Consider the following 18,823-nt stretch of genomic DNA (forward strand, 5'->3'; position numbering starts at 1 on the left):
GCCTAAAACAGGCTCAGCAACGCCTCCGCCGGATCCGTCAGTCCCGTTTCGCCGTCCGGGAGGGGGAGTTCGAACCGGACCGTTTTGCCGCGGGGGGTGCGGCGGGAGCCCCAGGCGGCGGACAGGAGGCCGACGAGTTGGAGGCCGCGGCCGCCCTCGTCGGTGTCGCGGGCGCGGCGGCGGCGGGGCTGGACCAGGCCGGAGTCCCAGACCTCGCAGACGAGGGTGCGGTCCAGGAGGAGGCGCAGTCTGATCTCTCCCTCGCCGTAGCGCAGCGCGTTGGTGACCAGCTCGCTCACCAGCAGCTCCGCCGTGTCGACCAGCGGCTCCAGGTCCCAGCTCAGCAGCTGGCCGCGCGCGTACTCGCGGGCACGGCCGACGCTGCGGGGTTCGCGGGGGAGCGTCCAGTCGCCGACGGAGTCGGCCGGCAGGCCCTGGACCCTGGCCATCAGGAGGGCGATGTCGTCCTCGCCGTGGTGGGTGTCGAGGGTGTTGAGGACGTGGTCGCAGACGTCCTCCAGGGGGGCGGAGGGGTCCGTCAGCGTGCCTACGAACGCTTGCAGGCCCTCGTCCAGGGGGTGGTCGCGGGACTCGACCAGTCCGTCCGTGTAGAGCGCCAGCAGCGCGCCTTCGGGCAGTTCGACCTCCACCTCCTCAAAGGGCTCCCCGCCGACGCCGAGCGGCATGCCCGGCGGCACGTCCAGCATCAGCGCGTCCTCGCCGGGCTCGACCAGGACGGGCGGCAGGTGGCCCGCGTTCGCGAAGGTGCAGCGGCGCGTCACGGAGTCGTAGACCGCGTACACGCACGTCGCCAGGTACACCTCGGACAGGTCCGCCTCACGCGGGCGGCGGGCCGCGCGGGTCGCCTGCTGGACGCCGCCCGGCGCCCCGAGTCCCCGTGCGATCTCGTCCAACGCGGAGAGCACTTCTGCCGGTTCGAGGTCCAGCAGGGCCAGGGTCCGTACGGCGGAGCGGAGTTCGCCCATCGCCACGGCCGCCCTGAGCCCGCGTCCCATCACATCCCCGACCACCAATGCCGTACGGTGGCCGGGCAGTTCGATGACGTCGAACCAGTCCCCGCCCACCTCGCTGGGCCGGTCGGCGGAGGAGTTGCCGGGCAGATAGCGGCAGGCGATGTCGAGGCCGGAGGCCACCGGGTCGCCCGGCGGGAGCAGGGACCGCTGCAGTATCAGGGCCCGTTCGTGCTCGCGGCGGTACAGGCGGGCGTTGTCGATGCAGACCGCCGCCCGCGCCGCCAGCTCCACCGCCAGCTCCCGGTCCCGGTCGCCGAACGGCTCGCTGCCCTTCGTACGGGAGAACTGCACAAGTCCTACGACGGTGTCGTGGGCGACCATCGGAACGGCGAGCGTGGACTGGACGAGGCCGCCCTCCTCGGGCGGGACGCGCCGCGGCTTGGCGGTGCGCAGGGCGTCCGCGCAAGGGGAGTTGAAGGGGTAGTGGTGGACGGCACCGATGGCGACCGGTGTGCCACAGCTGATGAACGGCGCGTCGGAGACCGCGCTGGCGTAGGCGACCCGGCGCAGTGCCGCACTGCCGTCGGCGAGCCCGGGCGGGGTCTCGTCGCCGGCCAGCAGGCCCTGGTAGAGGTCGACGGTCGCCAGGTCGCAGAAGCCGGGGACGACGACGTCGAGGAGCTCGCGGGCCGTGGTCTCCAGATCGAGGGAGTTGCCGATACGGGCGCCCGCTTCGTTGAGAAGGGCGAGATTGCGTCGGGCGGCGGCGGCCTCGCGGGCGGCGGCGCGGCGGGCGGTGATGTCCGTTCCGAGCCATGCGATGCCGACGGGGCGACCGGTGCCGCTGTGCATGCGGTAGAGGTTGACGGACCAGTGGCGGCGCTCGTCGGAGCCCGGCACAAAGCCGGTGACGTGCATGTCCGTGATGCTCTCGCCGGTCTCCAGGACGCGACGCAGCACCGCGGTGACCCGTTCGGCCTCCGGCCGGGCGAGGTAGTCGTGCACGCCGCGGCCCCGCTGCTCTTCGGGCGTACCGCCGAACAGGGACGCAAACCGCCTGTTGGCGCGGCGAACCCGCAGGTCGGGGTCGATGTGCAGAAAGCCGAACGGAGTTTGGCCGAAAATCGACTGCGAGGCGGCGAGGTCGGTCTCGATCCGGCGCAGGGTGCGGACGTCGACCACGATGCAGACGGCGGCCTTCTCACCGTCCTCGGTGCGCGTCGGCATGACGTAGACCTCGGCGAGAGCCTCGTCGCCCTCCCCGTCGGTCGCGTCCGGCTTCCGGAAGGGGACCACGCCGGTCCACTCCCGGCCGTCGAGGATCTCGGCCATCTTCCGCTGGCCCTGCTCGCGCAGGTCGGGGTCGATGAACGCCTCGATGGGGTCCATGCCGACGGCCCGCTCGGCGGGGATGCCGAACAACTGCTCGGCGCGCAGGCTCCACTGGTCGACGAGGCCGTCGGCGCCGATGGAGAAGGACGCGACCTTGATGTAGTCGTAGATGGAGCCGGGCGGGCTGCTCTGCCACATGGCGTCACCGGGGGGCGCCTCGCCGGACAGCACGGCACCACCGGACGACCCGTCGTCACCGGACGGCACAGCACCGGAAGACCCGTCGTCCCCGGGCCGCCCGGCGCCGGAGGCTCTCGTCGCGTCGGCCCCGAAGGAAGCCGCGACTCCCGTCCTCGCGCCGCCCGACGGGTCCTCGGACTCCGTGGCCTTCGCTGGTATCTCGCTCACGCGAACCGTCCCCTCCAGCTCACCGCGCCCGGCACCAGTCACCAGGGGCGGCTGCCCGCAGTATCCAGCACTACGACGCCACCTGACACGGTGTTCACGATCACAGCACGGTCCCGACGGTTTTCGGTCCGGACTGCGACAACACTTCCAGTCTTCTAACCAGCGGACACGTCGTCGAATCACGCAGCACGAGAACCGCCACTGGCCTGAACCAGACACCGGACAGCGGGTCTGCGGCTGTACACCCGGTTCAGCACACCCGGTTCAGCACACCCGGTTCAGCACACCCGGTTCAGCACACCCGGTTCAGTCCGGTACCACCAGTTCGAACCACACCGTCTTGCCCGCCTCGCCGGGCCGGGTTCCCCAGCGGCGCGAGGAGAGGGCGACGAGTTGGAGCCCGCGCCCGCTCTCGTCATCGGGCCGGACCACGCGCTCGCGCGGCGGGTCCGGGAGCGGGTCGGAGACCTCGACCAGCAGGACGTCACGCACATCCGCGGGACGGACCAGCCGTACGCCGATGGGGCCCGTGGCATGGCGCAGGGAGTTGGTGACCAGCTCGCTGACCAGCAGGGCGGTGATGTCGGCGACGCTCTCCAGGTCCCACTCGCGCAGCCTGGCGCGGACGGCGGCACGGGCGGCGCGGACGGCGCCCGGGTCTGCGGGAAAGGTCCAGTCGGCGCAGTCGCCATCGGTGTCGATCACGCCGATCACTTCCCAGGCCAGCAAGCCCACGCACGTCCGGTTTCATGGGGTTAATGGGCACATACCCGATATCGCGGCGACAGTACCGTGCGCTCCGCGGGTTTAGCTGGGTGCGCCTAATGGCTCGGGGGGCGACATTGTTGTGCGGGTGCGGGTTCGTGGGGGGCTGGTCGCGCAGTTCCCCGCGCCCCTTGGGGTCGGTCCAGTCGGGCCTCGATCTCCCGCACCGCCGGAATGTCCTCGTCCAGCCACGGGACGTCCCAGAACTCCGCCGGGGTCAGCCAGCGCAGCTCGTCGTGGTCCTGGAGGGGCTTGGGGTCGGGGGAGCCGGGCAGTAGGCGGGCCGTCCAGACCTGGAGGACGTACGGGGGTTTGAGGGGCCACTGACCCGGCACGCGGTCGACCGTCTCGCTCTCGACGCCGAGTTCCTCGCGCACCTCCCTGACCAGGGCCGCCTCGGGAGTCTCGCCCCGCTCCACCTTGCCGCCGGGCAGCTCCCAGCGTCCGGCCAGTTCGGGGGGTGCGCTGCGGCGGGCGGCGAGCAGCCGGCCGCCGGAGAGGAGTGCTGCCCCCACGACCACGATCGGTTCCGTCATGCGCGGGAGCCTACGGCCATGCGCGGGAGCCTGTGGCCATGCGCGGGAGCCTGTGGCAGCGGCACAGGTGCGCACGCGCGCACGCTCAGTCGATCGAACTCGCCCCGTTCTGCCCGATCCGCTCGACCCAGTACAGCTGCTTGTGTCCGCGGGAGTCGAGGCTGTCGGCGATCTTCTGGGCCTCGGCCCGGGTCGCGTACCGGCCCACGCGGTAGCGATTGCCGTTGTCGTCCTGCCGTATGACGAGCCAGGGAAGAGTGATCGTGCTGTCGTTCATCCCGCCCCACCGCTCCTTCCAGCCCGCGACCGCACGAGTCCTGCCCGCGGCCTGTGCCGTGCCCCACCCGCTAAGGAAACCGCAATCCGCATATGCCTGAGCCTACGCCTAACCTTTACGCAGCGAATACGGCTTTTCACGAAGAGGTACGCAACCAGCCAAAGTGCAGGGGGCGCACGACGGCGAATGCGCCGTGCGGACCTGTTCGCGCATCCGGTCGGCGACCTGCCGCACCTGCCGGGGCGACCTGCGAGAACGACCGGATTCCAACGCCGGGCGGACCGGCGCCCGTTGGGCGGCGGCCGGGGCAACTGCCGTGACGGCGTGCGCTACTTCACAGGCAGGTGATAGGCGACCCGGTAGCGGTCGGCCGGGACGACCACGTCGGCCGTCTCCACGGGGCGGCCCGAGGCGTAGTACGTGCGGGAGACGACCAGGACGACATGGCCGGGCACGCCGCCCAGGGCGAGCAGTTCCTCGGCGAGGCCCGGACGGGCGCCGACCTCCTCCGTCATGTTGTCCACGATCACGTCGATGGCGGCCATGCGCTCGACGACGCCCATGCCGCCGAGGGGCCCCTCCTCGGGCAGCATCACGGGCGTGCGGCCGGTGACGGCGAGGGGCTCCCAGGAAGTGGAGAGCATCATCGCCTCGCCGGCCTCCCGGAAGACGTACTTGGTGCACATCACGCGGTCCCCGGGCTGGATCGCGAGCCGCTCGGCGACACCGCGGCTCGCCTCGGCCTGCCGGCTGCTGGACTCCCAGGTGCCGCGCGTCTCGCCGTCGGCCTGCTCCTGCCGGAACGGGGTGGCGCCGCCGGTCGGCCGGAATCCGGAGCGGGCGATACGGCGGGGCACGGGCCGCTCGCGGACATACGTCCCGGAGCCGGAGCGGCCCTCGACCAGGCCCTCGGCCATCAGCACCTTGCGCGCCTCCAGGGCGACGGTGTCCGAGACGCCGTACTCCTCGCGGATTCTGGCCTGTGACGGGAGGCGGGTGTGCGGGGGCAGTGAACCGTCGACGATCTTCTTGCGGAGATCACCCGCGACACGCAGGTACGCCGGCTGCTCACCGAATGTCACTGGCCGCTCCCATCAGGTTGTACAGACAGCAACAGCGTGGCAACCGTGAGTTGTCCGGCGCAAGCAAAGGTCAGAGAATCACCCGATGTGATGACTTGCGGCCCGGAAGGGCTTTACGCAGGCGCTTTCTCCCCGCTATGGCCGCGATCACACCTCGATTCCGCCGTCTCCTCCCCCGCTGTCCGAGCCGTCGCCGCTGTCGTCGTACGACGGTGGAGTCGTCGCCAGCCCCAGAGCTTTGCGCGCGGTGACCGACCGCTCCGGCGCGATCAGCGCGTAGCCCTTGTCGTAGTGCTCGTAGAAGGTGTCCGCGTCCGCGGCCCCGGCGGCTGCGGCCCACTCCTTCCGGGCGGCCTGAAGGTCCTCGACCAGATCCCCGACCGGCTGCTCGGCGCCGGCGGGCCACGGGTGGTCGCGGAGCGTCCCGGCCTGCTCGGTCAGCGCGTCCGCGACGCGTTCCGCCCACTCCTTGTGGCCCGGCAGGTCGTCCTCGACGTACTCCTGGGTGGGAGCGGAGTCCATGGCGGTGTTGAGGACGTCCGCCGCCTTCAGGTACGTGACCTGGTCGTCGTCGAGTGTCGTCGCGTCGTTGCGCAGCGAGCCGGTCAGGCCGCTCGCGCCGTCCGTGTGGCCGAACGCACAGGTGATCTCGCGGTCGCCGAGCCGCCAGCTCTGCCGGGTCGGGGTCAGGTAGTAGACGTCGACGGTGCCGGGCAGGGCCCAGGCGTCCATCGCGTAACCGTCCTGGAGGGCATAGCACTTGTCGTCCGCGAACCGGGTCACCTCGTCGTCGCCCGGATACGAGCCGTCGGGCATCTCCACGACCGCGAACACCTCGCCGTCGTGCCGGCCGGCGCAGGGCACGGAGTCGACGTCGTAGGTGAACCCCTCAAGGCCGCCGGGCGAGTCGAAGCACTCGCCCTTCTCCAGGGAGAGGCTCGAATCGTCGCGCGCGGCTTCCTCGAATCCCTCCCAGAACTCGGCCGCGGCGCCGGACGACAGCAACAGGGCCCACAGTGCCAGCCCGACCGAGGACAGCACCGACCCGGTGACCGCCATGCCCTTCCCGCGCTCGCCCCGCCGCTTGATCTGGCTCAGTGCGATCAGGCCGAGGACCAGCCCCACGCCCGGGACGAAGCAGAGCAGCCCGGTGACCAGCGAGCCGATGGCGACACCGTTGACCGGCGCCGGACGGTTGAACGGGCTGTAGCCCTGTCCCCAGGAGGGGTACGGCACCCCGTAGTACGGGCCCTGCTGGTACTGCGGACCGTACGGACCTTGCTGGTACTGCGGACCGTGCGGGCCCTGCTGGTACTGCTGGGTCGGCGGGTACTGCCCTTGGGGCTCCTGTGGCTGGTGGGGCCCGGAGGGCGGGGGTATGGACACGGGTGCCGTGCTCCTGGTTCAGGCGGTGGCGCGCGAAGCGGGACTGATGAGACTGATGCTGCGCGAATCGTAAACACGCCTGCCGCACGCTTGCACGGGTCTCGTGCCTCGTCCTCGCGGCGGGCCGGGTCACCGACCGAAGCCCTGCCCGCGAGGTCACGTCACGTCACGGATGACTGGTCACTCGTCAGAACCACGGTGCCAGGCGTCGATCGGACGGAGCGGCCCGGGTCTCACGGCATGTCAGCGCGAGGCGTCCGCGCGTCCCACGCCGTGGTGGAGGCTCGCTTCGGACCCGATGTCGCCATCGGCCGACTCGCCGCGCTGAACGAACGGCACCCGGACGCGAGTTACCGCGAAGACCGTGGCGGCGACGCCGGCGCCTTGTCACACTCGGTGGTATGCATCGGGGGGCGGGGCGTGGCGGACGTCGTGGGGGACGGGACGACGGACGTGACGACGGACGCAAGGCCAGACGTATCGCACGGATCGCGCTGATCCTCGTCCTGGCCTCGCCGGCGGTGGGAACGGTGTGGTTCGTTCTCGGTGCCGACAGGGACCTGCTCCTCGGCACGATCGGCAGCACGCTGAGCGCGCTGGTCGTGACGGCCCTGGGCTGGACCGTCGTCCAGCTCGTCCAGCGGAGCCGCCTCGATGAGAACGGTCCGACGCCGCAGCCCGGAGATCCGGCGGAACCACCGCCGTCGGCAGCGGACGCCCTCGCGGACCAGGCCGCCGCGCAGTACCGGGAGCAGTTGGCGAGGCGGGAGCTGAGCGAGCACCGGCTGGCTCCGGTCCCCTGGCGGCGCCTGCGCGCCCCGGAGTCGGCCCCGCCCGTACCGGACACCGGTGGCCGTGACGAACTGGTCGGGCTGTGCGCGGACGAACGGTTCGGGCGGCTGGTGGTACTCGGCGGACCCGGATCGGGCAAGTCGGCCGTCGCGCTCCTCGCGGCGGTGAGGTCCCTCGACGAGCGCGCCCGCCGCGACGGCGAAGGGCGCGTGCCGGTGCTGCTCACCCCGCACGACTGGGAGCCCCGGCGGCGGACGGCCCGGGACTGGCTGGCCGACCGCCTCCGCAGCGACTTCCCCGACCTGGACCGTTACGGCTTCCGGGCGGCGGAGCAGCTCATCGAGCAGGGACGTCTCACGCTGTTCCTGGACGGCTTCGACGATATCGGCGCCGATCAGCGCGAGTTGGCACTGAGGAGTCTGGACCGTCTGAACGAGGACGTGCGCCTGGTGCTCTTCGGCGGAGACGGCCGTCACGACCCGAACCTGCCCGGCACCGTCGTCCTCGAACTGCGGCCCGTACCGGTCGACGAGGTCGTGCGATGCCTCGACGGGTGGGAGCCGGCCGATCCTGACCGTCACTCCTGGCGCGGGCTCACGGACCATGTCCGGCAGCGGCCCGACGGCGGGCTGGCGCGGGTGCTCGACACGCCGTTCATGCTGAGCCTGCTGCGCGGCGCCTTCGCCGCCGGGGCTCCAGGGGATCGTGCCGCGCTCGCCGCCGACCTGCCGGCGGCCGAGCGGACCGGCGGCGCGGAGGCCGTCCGGCTGTGCCTCCTCGGCCAGGTCGTGCCCATCGCCTACCTCGACCGGACCGACGACCCCGCGCTGTACCCGCGGGAGCAGGCCGAGCGATGGCTGCGCCGCCTGGCGGAACGCATGACGGAGCGGCAGACCCGTCAGCTGGCCTGGTGGCGGATGCCCGAATGGGTCCCCCACCGCTGGCGGATCCTGGCGGGTGTGGCCGGGTGCGCGTTCGGTGCGGGACTGATCGCCGGCCTTGACGGCCTGCTCACCAACGGCTTCGCGGATCGTACGGTCGTCGGAGTGCTGCCTGCCGCCGCCGCGGGCGCGGTGCTGGGGCTGGCCATCGCGATCGTGACCGAGAGACGCGCCACCGGCACGGCCCGGCCCGGCGGTTCGAGCGGTTCGGGCGGTTCGGGCGGTTCGGGCGGTTCGGGCGGCTCCGGTTTCAACACCGGGATGGGGATGATGTCGGGGCTCGCCACCCTCACCGCGGTCGCGCTGGCCGTGGGGCCGGTGTCCGGGCCGATCGCCCTGCTGATCGCGGCTCCGTCGGCGACGCTGGTGGCCGGAGCGGGCGCCGGGTTCATGGCGACGCCCGAACGCCGTCTGCGCCCGCCGCCGTCGACGGCCCTGGCGCGGGCAGGGCGGGCCCGGCGGTTCCTCGGCAGGCTTACGGTCGGACTGCCGGCCGGGCTCGCCACCGGCGTCCCGGCCGGACTGGCGAGCGGCATCCCGCTCGGCCTCGGCGAGGGCCCTGTGCGCGGGCTCGTGGTGGGCCCGACCATCGGCCTCGCCTACGTCGTCGCCTTCGGCCTGATCGACGGCTACGCCCAACTGCGGCCGGACGACGACTCCCCTGCCGGTCCGCGCAAGGTCTGGCGCCGCGACCGCCGGCGCAGCCTGGCCACCGGCGTCGTCTTCGGCCTCGCCATCGGCCTGGCCGCGGGGCTGACCGACGCCCTCGCCATGGCCCGCCATGAAGTGCCCTGGGTGTCGGTGCGGGTCGGCCTCATCACCGGCTTCCTGTTCGCCGTGGTCACCGGGACGGCGGCGGCGCTCACCGTGTCCAACGTCTGGCGGACGATGGTGGGGTTCGTACAGCTCTGGGCCCAGGGGGTGGTCCCCCTGCGGGCCATGAGATTCCTGGAGGACGCCTACGACCGGCAGGTGCTGCGCGTGACGGGCCCGTACTACGAGTTCCGCCACGCCCGCCTCCGGGAATTCCTTGCGACCCCGGCTCACGCACCGGCTCCGGCTCACGCATCGCCCCCGACTCCGGCAGCGGCTCCGGCTCCGGCCCCGACACCCCCGCCGCCGTGAGGGAGTCGCGTCAGACCAGCCACTTCCCGTCGCGCATCAGGGTCCGTCCGGCCATCTCGGGAACCGTCCCCCACGCCTGCATCACCTGCGGGGTGACCTGGAAGAAGACGTAGGAGGGGTGGTCCTCACGAGGGTCCCAACCGTCCTTGGCGGCGAAGGCGTCGCCCACCTCGGCCGGAAGGTCCTCGCGGGTCAGCATGCGCGCGGTGCCGTGCACCAGGACCACGTCCCGGGTATGGCCGAAGCAGAGCCGGACCCGGCCCGAGGCGCACAGGTTGCGCCCGGTCGGATTCGTGTCGCGGGTGGACAGCCACACCGCCTCGCCGTCCCACCAGAAGGCCAGCGGAACGAGGCACGGCTCGCCGGTGGCGTCGGCGGTGGCGACCCACACGTCGATGTCCCGCGCGAGCCGTTCAAGCGCCTCGCGCTTGCGCTGCTCCGGAGAGCGGGGTCCGCTGGGCTGAGACTCAACTGACGTCATCCGCGGAGGTTATGGCGCGAGGCACCCGGGACTCAAGCAACCCGGCGACGCGGCACGAGCGCGCCGCGTACGCTGAGTCAGCGTACGCGCACGGAAAGTGGACGGTACGCACCGCCGAACGCGACCATGGGGCCGAGTCAGAAGCGGTACGGCGTGGTGTGTGTGCGGGAGGGGGCCGACAGTGGCCTACGAGAACACGGACGGCGGCGCGAGCGCGGGGAGTTGGGGCGAGCCCGGCGTCTCGGACAGTCTGCGTACCTTCGGCGCGGTCCTCCAGGCCTTACGGGAACACGCGGGCCTCAGCCGCGAGGAGTTCGCCAGCGCGGTCCGCTACTCCAAGCACACGGTGGCCTCGGTCGAGCAGGGCCGCCGCATGCCCGACGGCGACTTCGTGGAGCGCGCGGAGGAGGCGACCGGCAACACCGGGGCCCTGCGGAGGGCCGCGCCCCATCTGACGCGGAAGGCGGGGCTGGCGAGTTGGTTCCGGGAGTGGGCGCGGCTGGAGACGACGGCGATCAGCCTGTGCACGTACGAATGCCGGGTGGTGCCGGGCCTGTTGCAGACGGAGGCGTACGCGCGGGCGGTGTCACTGGCCGTGCCGCCGCTGCCCGGCCCGGAGGAACTGGACCAGCGGATCGCGGCGCGGCTGGAGCGGCAGGAACTGCTGGCGGTGACGCGGAAACCGCCGACGGCGTTCAACTTCATCGTGGAGCAGGCGGTACTGGAGCGGGGGACTGGTGGGGATGGGGTGACGCGGGAACTCCTGGACCACTTGCTGGAGTTGATCGAGCGGAACTGGAACGTGGAGTTCCAGGTGATGCCCACACGGCAGCCGTCGCATGCGGGGGTGGACGGGCCGATCATGCTGGCCGAGACTCCGGACAATCAGTGGTTCGCCTACTCGGAGGGCCAACAGAACGGGCGACTGATCTCCAGCCCGAAAGAGATCAGCCTGCTCCAGCAGCGGTATGCAAAACTGCGCTCACAGGCCCTGACCCCCGAGGATTCCGTGGGCCTGCTGAAGCGACTGCGAGGAGCGCTATGAGCATGTCCGAACTGGCCTGGTTCAAGAGCAGTTACAGCGGCTCGCAAGGTGACGCCTGCGTTGAGGTGGCCCAGGGCACGCAGGCAGTCCACGTACGGGACTCCAAGGACCGGCAAAGCCCCGAACTCGCTCTCTCCCCCACCGCCTGGAACGACTTCGTCAACTACGCCGCCCAGAGCTGACCCTCACGCCCCGCCCCGCCCCGCCCCGCCCCGTGCCGGATCCGTCCGACGCGGGGCGCTGTCGTTCGCCTCACTGCGGCAGGGTCAGGCCTCCGTCGACGGGCAGGACGGTCCCGGTGACGTAGTCGGCGTTGACGAGGTACTCGACGGCGTGGGCGACGTCGTCGGGGCGGCCGACGCGGTCCTCGAACGCGCCGATCAACGAGAGCGAGAGGCCGCTCTCGGGGTCGTACCGGAGCACGCCCGGGACCTGCTCGTCAGGGTCCTCCGGCAGCCACCACAGGCCAGCCCATTCGCCGGCCTCGTCAAGGTTCAGAGGATCGTCAGCCATCGTTCTCCCCCGCGGGGGACTACTTCTTCCCGCTTCCAGAGGTTCCTCCGTGCCGGAACTCGACGACGTCCCCGTCCTGCATGACGTAGTCCTTGCCCTCCATACGGGCCCTGCCCTTGGCGCGGGCCTCGGCGACCGAGCCGGTCGCCACCAGGTCGGTGAAGGAGATGACCTCGGCCTTGATGAAGCCCTTCTGGAAGTCGGTGTGGATGACGCCGGCGGCCTCGGGGGCGGTGGCGCCCTTCTTGATGGTCCAGGCGCGGGATTCCTTGGGGCCGGCCGTGAGGTAGGTCTGCAGGCCGAGGGTGTTGAAGCCGACGCGGGCGAGGGTGGCGAGGCCGGGCTCGTCGGCGCCGACGGACTGGAGGAGTTCGAGGGCGTCCTCCTCGTCGAGTTCGGCGAGGTCGGCCTCCAGCTTGGCGTTGAGGAAGATCGCCTCGGCGGGGGCGACGAGTCCGCGCTGCTCGTCCTTGAAGTCGTCGTCCATCAGCTCGTCCTCGTCGACGTTGAAGACGTAGAGGAAGGGCTTGGTGGTCAGGAGGTGCAGGTCGTGCAGGAGTTCCGCGCGCTCGCCGCCCTGGACGATGCCCTGCGAGAACAGGGTGTCGCCCTTGTCGAGGATCTCCTTGGCGGCTTCGACCGCGGCGACCTTCGGCGCGACGTCCTTCTTGATCCGCGACTCCTTCTGGAGCCGGGGAAGGACCTTCTCGATGGTCTGGAGGTCGGCGAGGATCAGCTCGGTGTTGATCGTCTCGATGTCGTCCTTGGGTGAGACCTTGCCGTCGACGTGGACCACGTTCTCGTCCTTGAAGGCGCGGATGACCTGGCAGATCGCGTCCGACTCACGGATGTTCGCGAGGAACTTGTTGCCCAGGCCCTCGCCCTCGCTCGCGCCGCGCACGATGCCCGCGATGTCGACGAAGTCGACGGTCGCCGGGAGGATGCGCTGCGAGCCGAAAATCTCGGCCAGCTTGGTGAGGCGGGCGTCGGGGACGCCGACCACGCCGACGTTCGGCTCGATCGTGGCGAACGGGTAGTTGGCCGCCAGCACGTCGTTCTTGGTCAGGGCGTTGAACAGGGTCGACTTGCCGACATTCGGCAGACCGACGATTCCGATCGTGAGCGACACGTTGCGACTTCCCGTACATGAGAGGGCGTGAGAGGACCTAGGAGGCCTGAGAGGACCTAGGAGGCGTAAGAGGCCTGAGAGGACCTGAAGGACCTGAAGGAACCTGAAAGGACTGGAACCTGGAGACCTGGCGGCCGATCCACAAGTCTACGGGCTCTCGACCCCCGCATCGGCGCCGTATCGAACGCTTGGCCAACGTCTGCCCCACGGCGTGTCTGACGGGCTATTCGGCACATAAGCAGACCTAGGTTGGTCCGGTGGAGCAACACAGAACACGGTCCCCCCGGTACGAAACGCCACGTGGCACACCCCGGCTGCCCCCACAGGGCAGGGGTGCGGGCGGTCGGCCGCAGGGGCATCCGGCGGGGGCGGACGTACGACGGCCCGCTCCGCCGGTGGTACTGGCCGTGCGGCGGATCGCCCGGACCGTGCGCCGGATGCCGAACCCCCGGCTCACCGGGCGCGGCGGCGGGCTGTTCTGCGGGGTGCTGATGTTCGTGTCGGGCTGTCTCGACGCGTTGCTGTTCGGCTCGTCGACCACGGTGTACGGCGTGCTGTTCCTGCCGGTGTGCGCGCTGACGGCGGGGTGGACCAGCAAGGCCGAACTGGTGACGGCACCGGTCGTGGTGCCGCTCGCCTTCGCCGTGGGGCTGCTGCCCGTGGCCGACGGGAACAACGGGGCCGACGGGCAGCTGATGGGGTTCGTCACAGCGCTGGCGACCGAGGCGGGGTGGCTGTACGGGGGGACGCTGATCGCCGGTGTGGTCGTGGCGGTGCGGCGGGTCCGCATGGTGCGCCGCCGCCGACGGGCGTAGCCCCCCTCCCCGGCCTCAGGCCTCCTTCGCCGCCCGCATGGCCGCTCCCACGATCCCCGCGTTGTTCTGCAGCTGCGCCGGGACTATCTCGGCCTTGATGCCCTCGATGTAGTGCAGGAACTTGCTCGCCTTGCGGCTGACTCCGCCGCCGATGATGAACAGCTCCGGGGAGAACAGCATCTCCACATGCGCGAGGTACGCACGGACGCGGTGGGCCCAGTGCTCCCAGGACAGGTCGTGGTCTTCCCTGGCCTTGCTGGAGGCGCGCTTCTCCGCGTCGTGTCCGTGCAGCTCCAGATGGCCGAGTTCGGTGTTCGGGACGAGGACGCCGTCGACGAAGAGGGCACTGCCGATGCCGGTGCCGAAGGTGAGCATGATCACCGTGCCCTGGCGGTCGCGGCCGGCGCCGAACTGCATCTCGGCGACGCCCGCCGCGTCCGCGTCGTTGATCACCGTCACCGGCAGGCCGCCGAGCCGCTCGCCGAGCAGCACGCGCGCGTCGGTGTCGATCCAGCTCTTGTCCACGTTGGCCGCGGTACGGACCGTGGCGCCGCCCGTCACCACACCCGGGAAGGTGATGCCGACCGGTCCCGTCCAACCGAAGTGGTCGACGACCTCCTTCACGCCGTCGGCCACCGTGCCGGGCGTCGCCGGATGGGGGGTGAGCACTTTGAGGCGCTCCTGAGCGAGGTCGCCCCTGTCCAGGTCCACAGGGGCGCCCTTGATCCCGGATCCACCGATGTCCACGCCGAAGATCTGCATGGCCCTACGTTACGACGGTGGACTGACAGTCACTCCCCCGAGGTACCGGTGGCGGTACCCGACCCGGTCGCGGTACCCGACCCGGTGGCGGTGCCCGATCCGGTCGCGGTACCGGTCCCCGCACCCGCCCCGCCGCGCTCCGCGGCCAGTGCCGCCGCCTCCTCGCGCAGGTTGCGGCGGAGTTCCTTCGGCAGCGAGAAGGTGATGGACTCCTCGGCCGCCTTCACCAGCTCGACGTCCTCGAAGCCGCGCTGGGACAGCCACTCCAGCACCTGCTCGACGAGGACCTCGGGCACCGAGGCGCCGGAGGTGACACCCACCGTGGACACGCCTTCGAGCCATGCCTCGTCGATCTCGTCCGCGAAATCCACCAGGTAGGACTCGCGGGAGCCGGCGAGCTTGGCGACCTCGACGAGCCGCTTGGAGTTGGAGGAGTTCCGGGAGCCGACCACGATCACCAGCTCGGCCTGCGCGCCCATCTGCTTCACCGCGAGCTGACGGTTCTGCGTGGCGTAGCAGATGTCGTCGCTGGGCGGGGAGATGAGCTGCGGGAACTTCTCCTTGAGGGCGTCGACGGTCTCCATGGTCTCGTCGACCGAGAGCGTGGTCTGGGACAGCCAGACCACCTTCGACTCGTCGCGGACCTCGACCTTGGCGACGTCCTCGGGGCCGTCGACGAGCTGGATGTGCTCGGGGGCCTCGCCGGAGGTGCCGATGACCTCTTCGTGGCCCTCGTGCCCGATCAGGAGGATGTCGTAGTCCTCCTTGGCGAAGCGGACCGCTTCCTTGTGGACCTTGGTGACGAGCGGGCAGGTCGCGTCGATGGTGGCGAGCCGGCCGCGCTCCGCCTCTTCGTGGACGACGGGGGCGACGCCGTGCGCGGAGAACATGACGATGTTCCCCGGGGGGACCTCCTCCGTCCGTTCGACGAAGATGGCGCCCTTCTTCTCCAGGGTCTGCACGACATACTTGTTGTGGACGATCTCGTGCCGGACATAGACGGGAGCCCCGTACTGCTCCAGGGCTTTCTCGACGGCGATCACGGCGCGGTCCACGCCCGCGCAGTAGCCACGGGGGGCGGCGAGCAGGACACGGCGGCCAGGCAAAGCAGTCATGCGTCCCATCGTAAGGCCGCGCTCGGCAGGTCAAAGTGCGCGTCCTTGGGGGCACTGATCGTGGACTGGGGGGCGTGGGGAGGCGCACGACCGGCGAGGTACGACGGCCGGGACCGGCACGGCACTGTGGATGGCCCGGGTGGATGGCCCGGGTGGATGGCCCGGGTGGGAAACGGGTCAGTTGAACAGACGCAGCACCATCCGGACAGCTGCCGTGACTCCCCGCCCCACCCACTCGAACAGTCCTGCCGGCACGGCCACGTCGGCGGCGCCTTCGGCCGCCGCCGCCCGGCCCGACCCCGAACCGCACTCAGAGCAGGAACGGGGCCAACGGCGCTTCCGCGCACCACACTTCTTGCACAGGGTCATGCCCCCATCTTCCCTGCCGCCGGCGTCGTCGGCCGGGATGTCAGCGGTGGCCGTTACGCTCGCGGCATGGCCTTGAACACGTCTGCGGAAGCGCCGTTGCCAGTCGGTGAGGTGTCGCGGCTCATCGGGGGGTGGATCGACCGGCTGGGGGCGATCTGGGTGGAGGGGCAGATCACGCAGTTGTCGCGGCGGCCGGGGGCCGGGGTGGTGTTTCTGACGTTGCGGGATCCGTCGTACGACATCTCCGTGAGCGTCACCTGTTACCGACAGGTGTTCGATGCCGTGGCGGACGTGGTGAGTGAGGGCGCCCGGGTCGTCGTACTGGCGAAGCCGGAGTGGTACGCGCCGCGGGGGCAGTTGTCGCTGCGGGCAGCGGAGATAAGGCCCGTGGGGGTCGGGGAGCTGCTCGCGCGGCTGGAGCAGTTGAAGAAGGCGCTGGCCGCGGAGGGGTTGTTCGCCGCGGAGCGGAAGAAGCCGCTGCCCTTTCTGCCGCAGCTGATCGGGCTGGTGTGCGGGCGGGCCTCCGCCGCCGAGCGGGACGTCCTGGAGAACGCCCGGCACCGCTGGCCGGCCGTCCGTTTCGAGGTGCGCAACGTCGCCGTGCAGGGCGTGCACGCCGTACCGCAGGTCGTGCAGGCGGTGAAGGACCTGGACGCGATCGACGACGTGGACGTGATCATCGTGGCGCGGGGCGGCGGCAGCGTGGAGGACCTGCTGCCGTTCTCCGACGAGCAGCTCGTGCGGGCGGTCGCGGCCTGTCGTACGCCCGTGGTGTCCGCCATCGGCCACGAGCCCGACAATCCGCTGCTCGACCACGTCGCCGATGTGCGCGCCTCCACTCCCACCGACGCCGCCAAGAAGGCCGTACCGGATGTGGGGGAGGAATATGAGCGTGTGCGGATGCTGCGTGATCGTGCGCGGCGATGTGTCGAGGCGTTCATCGAGCGGGAGGAGCGGGGGCTCGCCCATGCGCTGGCCCGGCCGTCGATAGAGGATCCGCACCGCATGATCGACGAGCGGGCGGACCATGTGGCGTCCCTGCTCGACCGTGGCCGGCGCACACTCGGCCATCTCCTCGACCGCGCCGACTCGGAGCTGAGGCACACCCACGCGCGCGTGGTGGCCCTCTCCCCCGCGGCGACCCTGCAGCGGGGCTATGCGGTGCTGCAGAAGGCCGACGGGCAGGTGGTCCGGGATCCCGGTGAGGTGACGGCGGACGAGGCACTGCGCGCCCGGGTCGCCGAGGGCGAGTTCTCCGTACGAGTCGATACATAGGGTGGGCCCATGACCAGCAAGGTGGAGGAGAGCGTGGCCGCGGGCGAGGCGCTGGGGTACGAGCAGGCTCGGGACGAACTGATCGAGGTCGTACGACGCCTGGAGGCGGGCGGTACGACGCTGGAGGAGTCCCTCGCGCTCTGGGAGCGGGGCGAGGAGCTGGCGAAGGTCTGCCGGCGCTGGCTGGACGGTGCGCGGGCACGGCTGGACGCGGCGCTGGCCGGGGAGGAGACGGCCGGGACCGAGGGCGGCTCACAGTAAGCAGACAGACGAACTGTGAAGCGGATCACCACACCCCGCTTTTTGTTGAATGTTGAAATTCGCTCGCGTACCGTCGGAAGGGTCAACCGGTCCACGGTCCGTTTACGCGGACGACGCACCCACCGAGAAGGTTCACGCATGTCACTCGTTCTTGACCCCGCTGCCCAGGACCTGCTGTTCCGCGAGGCCCGCACCGCGAACACCTTCACCGACGAGCCGGTGACCGAGGAGCAGGTCCAGGCGATCTACGACCTGGTCAAGTACGGCCCGACCTCCATGAACCAGTCGCCGCTGCGCGTCACGCTGGTCCGCTCGGCCGCGGCCCGTGAGCGGCTGACCAAGCACATGGCCGAGGGCAACCAGCAGAAGACCGCCACCGCCCCGCTGGTCGCGATCCTCTCCGCGGACAACGAGTTCCACGAGGAGCTGCCGCAGCTCTTCCCGCACTTCCCGCAGGCCAAGGACTTCTTCGGCGAGCGCTCCACCCGTGAGAGTGCCGCCGTCCTGAACGCCTCGCTCCAGGCCGCGTACTTCATCATCGGCGTCCGCGCCGCCGGTCTGGCCGCCGGCCCGATGACCGGCCTGGACTTCGAAGGCGTCCGCAAGGAGTTCCTGGACGACGACCACACCCCGCTGATGGTCGTCAACATCGGCAAGCCGGGCGACGACGCCTGGTTCCCGCGCTCCCCGCGGCTGGAGTACGAGCAGGTCGTCACCACCGTCTGACGGACGGGGACGGCAGGCAGACAGACAGGCAGACGGGCAGCCATGACGAAGGCCCCCGGCAGCGCTCGCCGCGCCGCCGGGGGCCTTCGCGTGTTCAGGCCGCGGGCCTCCGTACGTTCACTCCGTCTTCAGCGCCTGCGCCATCTCCGTCAGCAGCTCGAACGAGCCCGTGCCCGCCACCACGGTCGTCGCGCCGTCGGCCTGGTGCACGAGCGCGTCGTACCGGCCGCCGGTGTACCGCGTCCAGCTCCGGCCGTCGATCTCCTGCCGCCTGTCGGTGTCCTCCGCGCCCTGGGTGGCCTCGTCGATGAACTTCGACGGCTTCTGAGTCGACTGCTCGACCTGCACGTACTCGCCGTCGGGGGTGTGGAAGCCGAGATGCCAGGTGTCGAACTCCTCGCCCTGGAAGCGCACGGAGGTCGCCTTCCAGGTGTTCGGCAGGCCCTCCGGCGCGGCCACCGGGTAGGCCGCCGCACGGCGTGCCGTGAGCAGCTCGACGCGGTAGTCCACCCGCTGGATGTCGGGCTCCGAGTCGTCGTGCGGGATGAAGAGGTAGATGATTCCCGCCATGAGCCCGATCAGGCCCAGGGAGAGAACCATGTCCCGGACCGTCTTCTGCTTGTTGCCGTTCGAACCTGCCACGCCCCCTATCGTCGCAGGTGCCCTGGCCTGCTCATCCGTGGGGTCCCCTGCTCATTCTGTCGGTCTGACGAT

The 18,823-nt window shown here is 70.8% G+C and carries 19 protein-coding genes; 7 read left to right on the top strand and 12 right to left on the bottom strand.

The features are described 5' to 3' along the window. Positions 1–2 precede the first annotated feature (2 nt). The 6 genes from GFH49_RS22020 to GFH49_RS22045 form a co-directional block, all read right to left on the bottom strand. Positions 3–2,714 carry a SpoIIE family protein phosphatase gene (locus tag GFH49_RS22020; protein ID WP_155057823.1) on the bottom strand — a complete coding sequence of 904 codons (2,712 nt, stop codon included), beginning with the start codon at positions 2,712–2,714 and terminating at the stop codon, positions 3–5. 306 nt (positions 2,715–3,020) lie between these two features. Further along, on the bottom strand, positions 3,021–3,449 hold the full coding sequence (locus GFH49_RS22025) for an ATP-binding protein (RefSeq protein WP_155057824.1): 429 nt from the start codon (positions 3,447–3,449) through the stop codon (positions 3,021–3,023). An 86-nt stretch (positions 3,450–3,535) separates the two neighbouring features. Beyond that, positions 3,536–4,015, bottom strand: coding sequence for a (deoxy)nucleoside triphosphate pyrophosphohydrolase (locus GFH49_RS22030; protein ID WP_155057825.1), 480 nt, complete (start codon positions 4,013–4,015; stop codon positions 3,536–3,538). A gap of 85 nt (positions 4,016–4,100) precedes the next feature. Then, entirely contained in the window at positions 4,101–4,292 is a 192-nt protein-coding gene (locus GFH49_RS22035; RefSeq protein WP_155057826.1) for an SPOR domain-containing protein, read from the bottom strand. 329 nt (positions 4,293–4,621) lie between these two features. After that, the gene (locus GFH49_RS22040; RefSeq protein WP_155057827.1) at positions 4,622–5,374 is read right to left on the bottom strand and encodes a GntR family transcriptional regulator; all 753 of its coding nucleotides are present in this window, start codon (positions 5,372–5,374) and stop codon (positions 4,622–4,624) included. A 147-nt stretch (positions 5,375–5,521) separates the two neighbouring features. Then, positions 5,522–6,760, bottom strand: a complete 1,239-nt coding sequence (locus GFH49_RS22045) for a DUF4190 domain-containing protein (protein ID WP_155057828.1) — start codon at positions 6,758–6,760, stop codon at positions 5,522–5,524. A gap of 401 nt (positions 6,761–7,161) precedes the next feature. Between GFH49_RS22045 and GFH49_RS22050 the strand changes: the two genes are divergently transcribed. Further along, entirely contained in the window at positions 7,162–9,618 is a 2,457-nt protein-coding gene (locus tag GFH49_RS22050) for an NACHT domain-containing protein (RefSeq protein WP_155057829.1), read from the top strand. Positions 9,619–9,628: 10 nt separating this feature from the next. Here GFH49_RS22050 and GFH49_RS22055 read toward each other — a convergent pair whose 3' ends face one another. Next, on the bottom strand, positions 9,629–10,099 hold the full coding sequence (locus tag GFH49_RS22055; RefSeq protein ID WP_155057830.1) for a pyridoxamine 5'-phosphate oxidase family protein: 471 nt from the start codon (positions 10,097–10,099) through the stop codon (positions 9,629–9,631). Between the two features lie 181 nt (positions 10,100–10,280). Between GFH49_RS22055 and GFH49_RS22060 the strand changes: the two genes are divergently transcribed. Both GFH49_RS22060 and GFH49_RS22065 read left to right on the top strand, forming a co-directional pair. Next, positions 10,281–11,144, top strand: a complete 864-nt coding sequence (locus GFH49_RS22060) for a helix-turn-helix domain-containing protein (protein ID WP_155057831.1) — start codon at positions 10,281–10,283, stop codon at positions 11,142–11,144. Then, entirely contained in the window at positions 11,141–11,326 is a 186-nt protein-coding gene (locus GFH49_RS22065) for a DUF397 domain-containing protein (protein WP_155057832.1), read from the top strand. The genes GFH49_RS22060 and GFH49_RS22065 overlap by 4 nt, the downstream gene beginning before the upstream one ends. 70 nt (positions 11,327–11,396) lie before the next feature. Here the strand turns inward: GFH49_RS22065 and GFH49_RS40265 are convergent, their stop codons facing one another. Both GFH49_RS40265 and ychF read right to left on the bottom strand, forming a co-directional pair. Next, a complete protein-coding gene (locus tag GFH49_RS40265; protein ID WP_155057833.1) occupies positions 11,397–11,657 on the bottom strand; it encodes an ApeA N-terminal domain 1-containing protein in 261 nt (86 codons plus the stop codon). 19 nt (positions 11,658–11,676) lie between these two features. Beyond that, a complete protein-coding gene (ychF, locus tag GFH49_RS22075; RefSeq protein WP_155057834.1) occupies positions 11,677–12,786 on the bottom strand; it encodes a redox-regulated ATPase YchF in 1,110 nt (369 codons plus the stop codon). Between the two features lie 437 nt (positions 12,787–13,223). On the opposite strand from ychF, the gene GFH49_RS22080 reads away from it, so the two are divergent. Further along, positions 13,224–13,601, top strand: coding sequence for a DUF6542 domain-containing protein (locus GFH49_RS22080; protein WP_328288287.1), 378 nt, complete (start codon positions 13,224–13,226; stop codon positions 13,599–13,601). Positions 13,602–13,616: 15 nt separating this feature from the next. Here GFH49_RS22080 and ppgK read toward each other — a convergent pair whose 3' ends face one another. Both ppgK and GFH49_RS22090 read right to left on the bottom strand, forming a co-directional pair. After that, on the bottom strand, positions 13,617–14,363 hold the full coding sequence (ppgK, locus tag GFH49_RS22085; RefSeq protein ID WP_155057836.1) for a polyphosphate--glucose phosphotransferase: 747 nt from the start codon (positions 14,361–14,363) through the stop codon (positions 13,617–13,619). Positions 14,364–14,392: 29 nt separating this feature from the next. Beyond that, on the bottom strand, positions 14,393–15,487 hold the full coding sequence (locus GFH49_RS22090; RefSeq protein WP_230396419.1) for a 4-hydroxy-3-methylbut-2-enyl diphosphate reductase: 1,095 nt from the start codon (positions 15,485–15,487) through the stop codon (positions 14,393–14,395). Positions 15,488–15,913: 426 nt separating this feature from the next. On the opposite strand from GFH49_RS22090, the gene xseA reads away from it, so the two are divergent. From xseA to GFH49_RS22105, 3 genes are all read left to right on the top strand, one after another. After that, positions 15,914–17,122 carry an exodeoxyribonuclease VII large subunit gene (xseA, locus tag GFH49_RS22095; protein ID WP_155057837.1) on the top strand — a complete coding sequence of 403 codons (1,209 nt, stop codon included), beginning with the start codon at positions 15,914–15,916 and terminating at the stop codon, positions 17,120–17,122. A gap of 9 nt (positions 17,123–17,131) precedes the next feature. Then, positions 17,132–17,383: an exodeoxyribonuclease VII small subunit gene (locus GFH49_RS22100; protein ID WP_155057838.1), complete on the top strand. Its 252-nt coding sequence runs from the start codon at positions 17,132–17,134 to the stop codon at positions 17,381–17,383. Positions 17,384–17,521: 138 nt separating this feature from the next. Next, a complete protein-coding gene (locus GFH49_RS22105; protein ID WP_155057839.1) occupies positions 17,522–18,109 on the top strand; it encodes a malonic semialdehyde reductase in 588 nt (195 codons plus the stop codon). Between the two features lie 117 nt (positions 18,110–18,226). On the opposite strand, the gene GFH49_RS22110 is transcribed toward GFH49_RS22105, so the two are convergent. Continuing rightward, positions 18,227–18,751 (bottom strand): DUF4245 domain-containing protein, encoded by a 525-nt coding sequence (locus GFH49_RS22110; protein WP_155057840.1) that lies wholly within the window; start codon positions 18,749–18,751, stop codon positions 18,227–18,229. Positions 18,752–18,823 lie beyond the last annotated feature (72 nt).

It is taken from the genome of Streptomyces blattellae, from assembly GCF_009709555.1.
GTDB classification, from domain to species: domain Bacteria; phylum Actinomycetota; class Actinomycetes; order Streptomycetales; family Streptomycetaceae; genus Streptomyces; species Streptomyces blattellae.

Coding starts and splice junctions, on each gene's coding strand:
- GFH49_RS22030 (WP_155057825.1), bottom strand. CDS start 4,015: ATGACGGAACCGATCGTGGTCGTGGGGGCAGCACTCCTCTCCGGCGGC.
- GFH49_RS22035 (WP_155057826.1), bottom strand. CDS start 4,292: ATGAACGACAGCACGATCACTCTTCCCTGGCTCGTCATACGGCAGGAC.
- GFH49_RS22050 (WP_155057829.1), top strand. CDS start 7,162: ATGCATCGGGGGGCGGGGCGTGGCGGACGTCGTGGGGGACGGGACGAC.
- GFH49_RS22055 (WP_155057830.1), bottom strand. CDS start 10,099: ATGACGTCAGTTGAGTCTCAGCCCAGCGGACCCCGCTCTCCGGAGCAG.
- GFH49_RS22065 (WP_155057832.1), top strand. CDS start 11,141: ATGAGCATGTCCGAACTGGCCTGGTTCAAGAGCAGTTACAGCGGCTCG.
- GFH49_RS40265 (WP_155057833.1), bottom strand. CDS start 11,657: ATGGCTGACGATCCTCTGAACCTTGACGAGGCCGGCGAATGGGCTGGC.
- GFH49_RS22080 (WP_328288287.1), top strand. CDS start 13,224: ATGCCGAACCCCCGGCTCACCGGGCGCGGCGGCGGGCTGTTCTGCGGG.
- ppgK (WP_155057836.1), bottom strand. CDS start 14,363: ATGCAGATCTTCGGCGTGGACATCGGTGGATCCGGGATCAAGGGCGCC.
- GFH49_RS22090 (WP_230396419.1), bottom strand. CDS start 15,487: ATGGGACGCATGACTGCTTTGCCTGGCCGCCGTGTCCTGCTCGCCGCC.
- xseA (WP_155057837.1), top strand. CDS start 15,914: ATGGCCTTGAACACGTCTGCGGAAGCGCCGTTGCCAGTCGGTGAGGTG.
- GFH49_RS22100 (WP_155057838.1), top strand. CDS start 17,132: ATGACCAGCAAGGTGGAGGAGAGCGTGGCCGCGGGCGAGGCGCTGGGG.
- GFH49_RS22105 (WP_155057839.1), top strand. CDS start 17,522: ATGTCACTCGTTCTTGACCCCGCTGCCCAGGACCTGCTGTTCCGCGAG.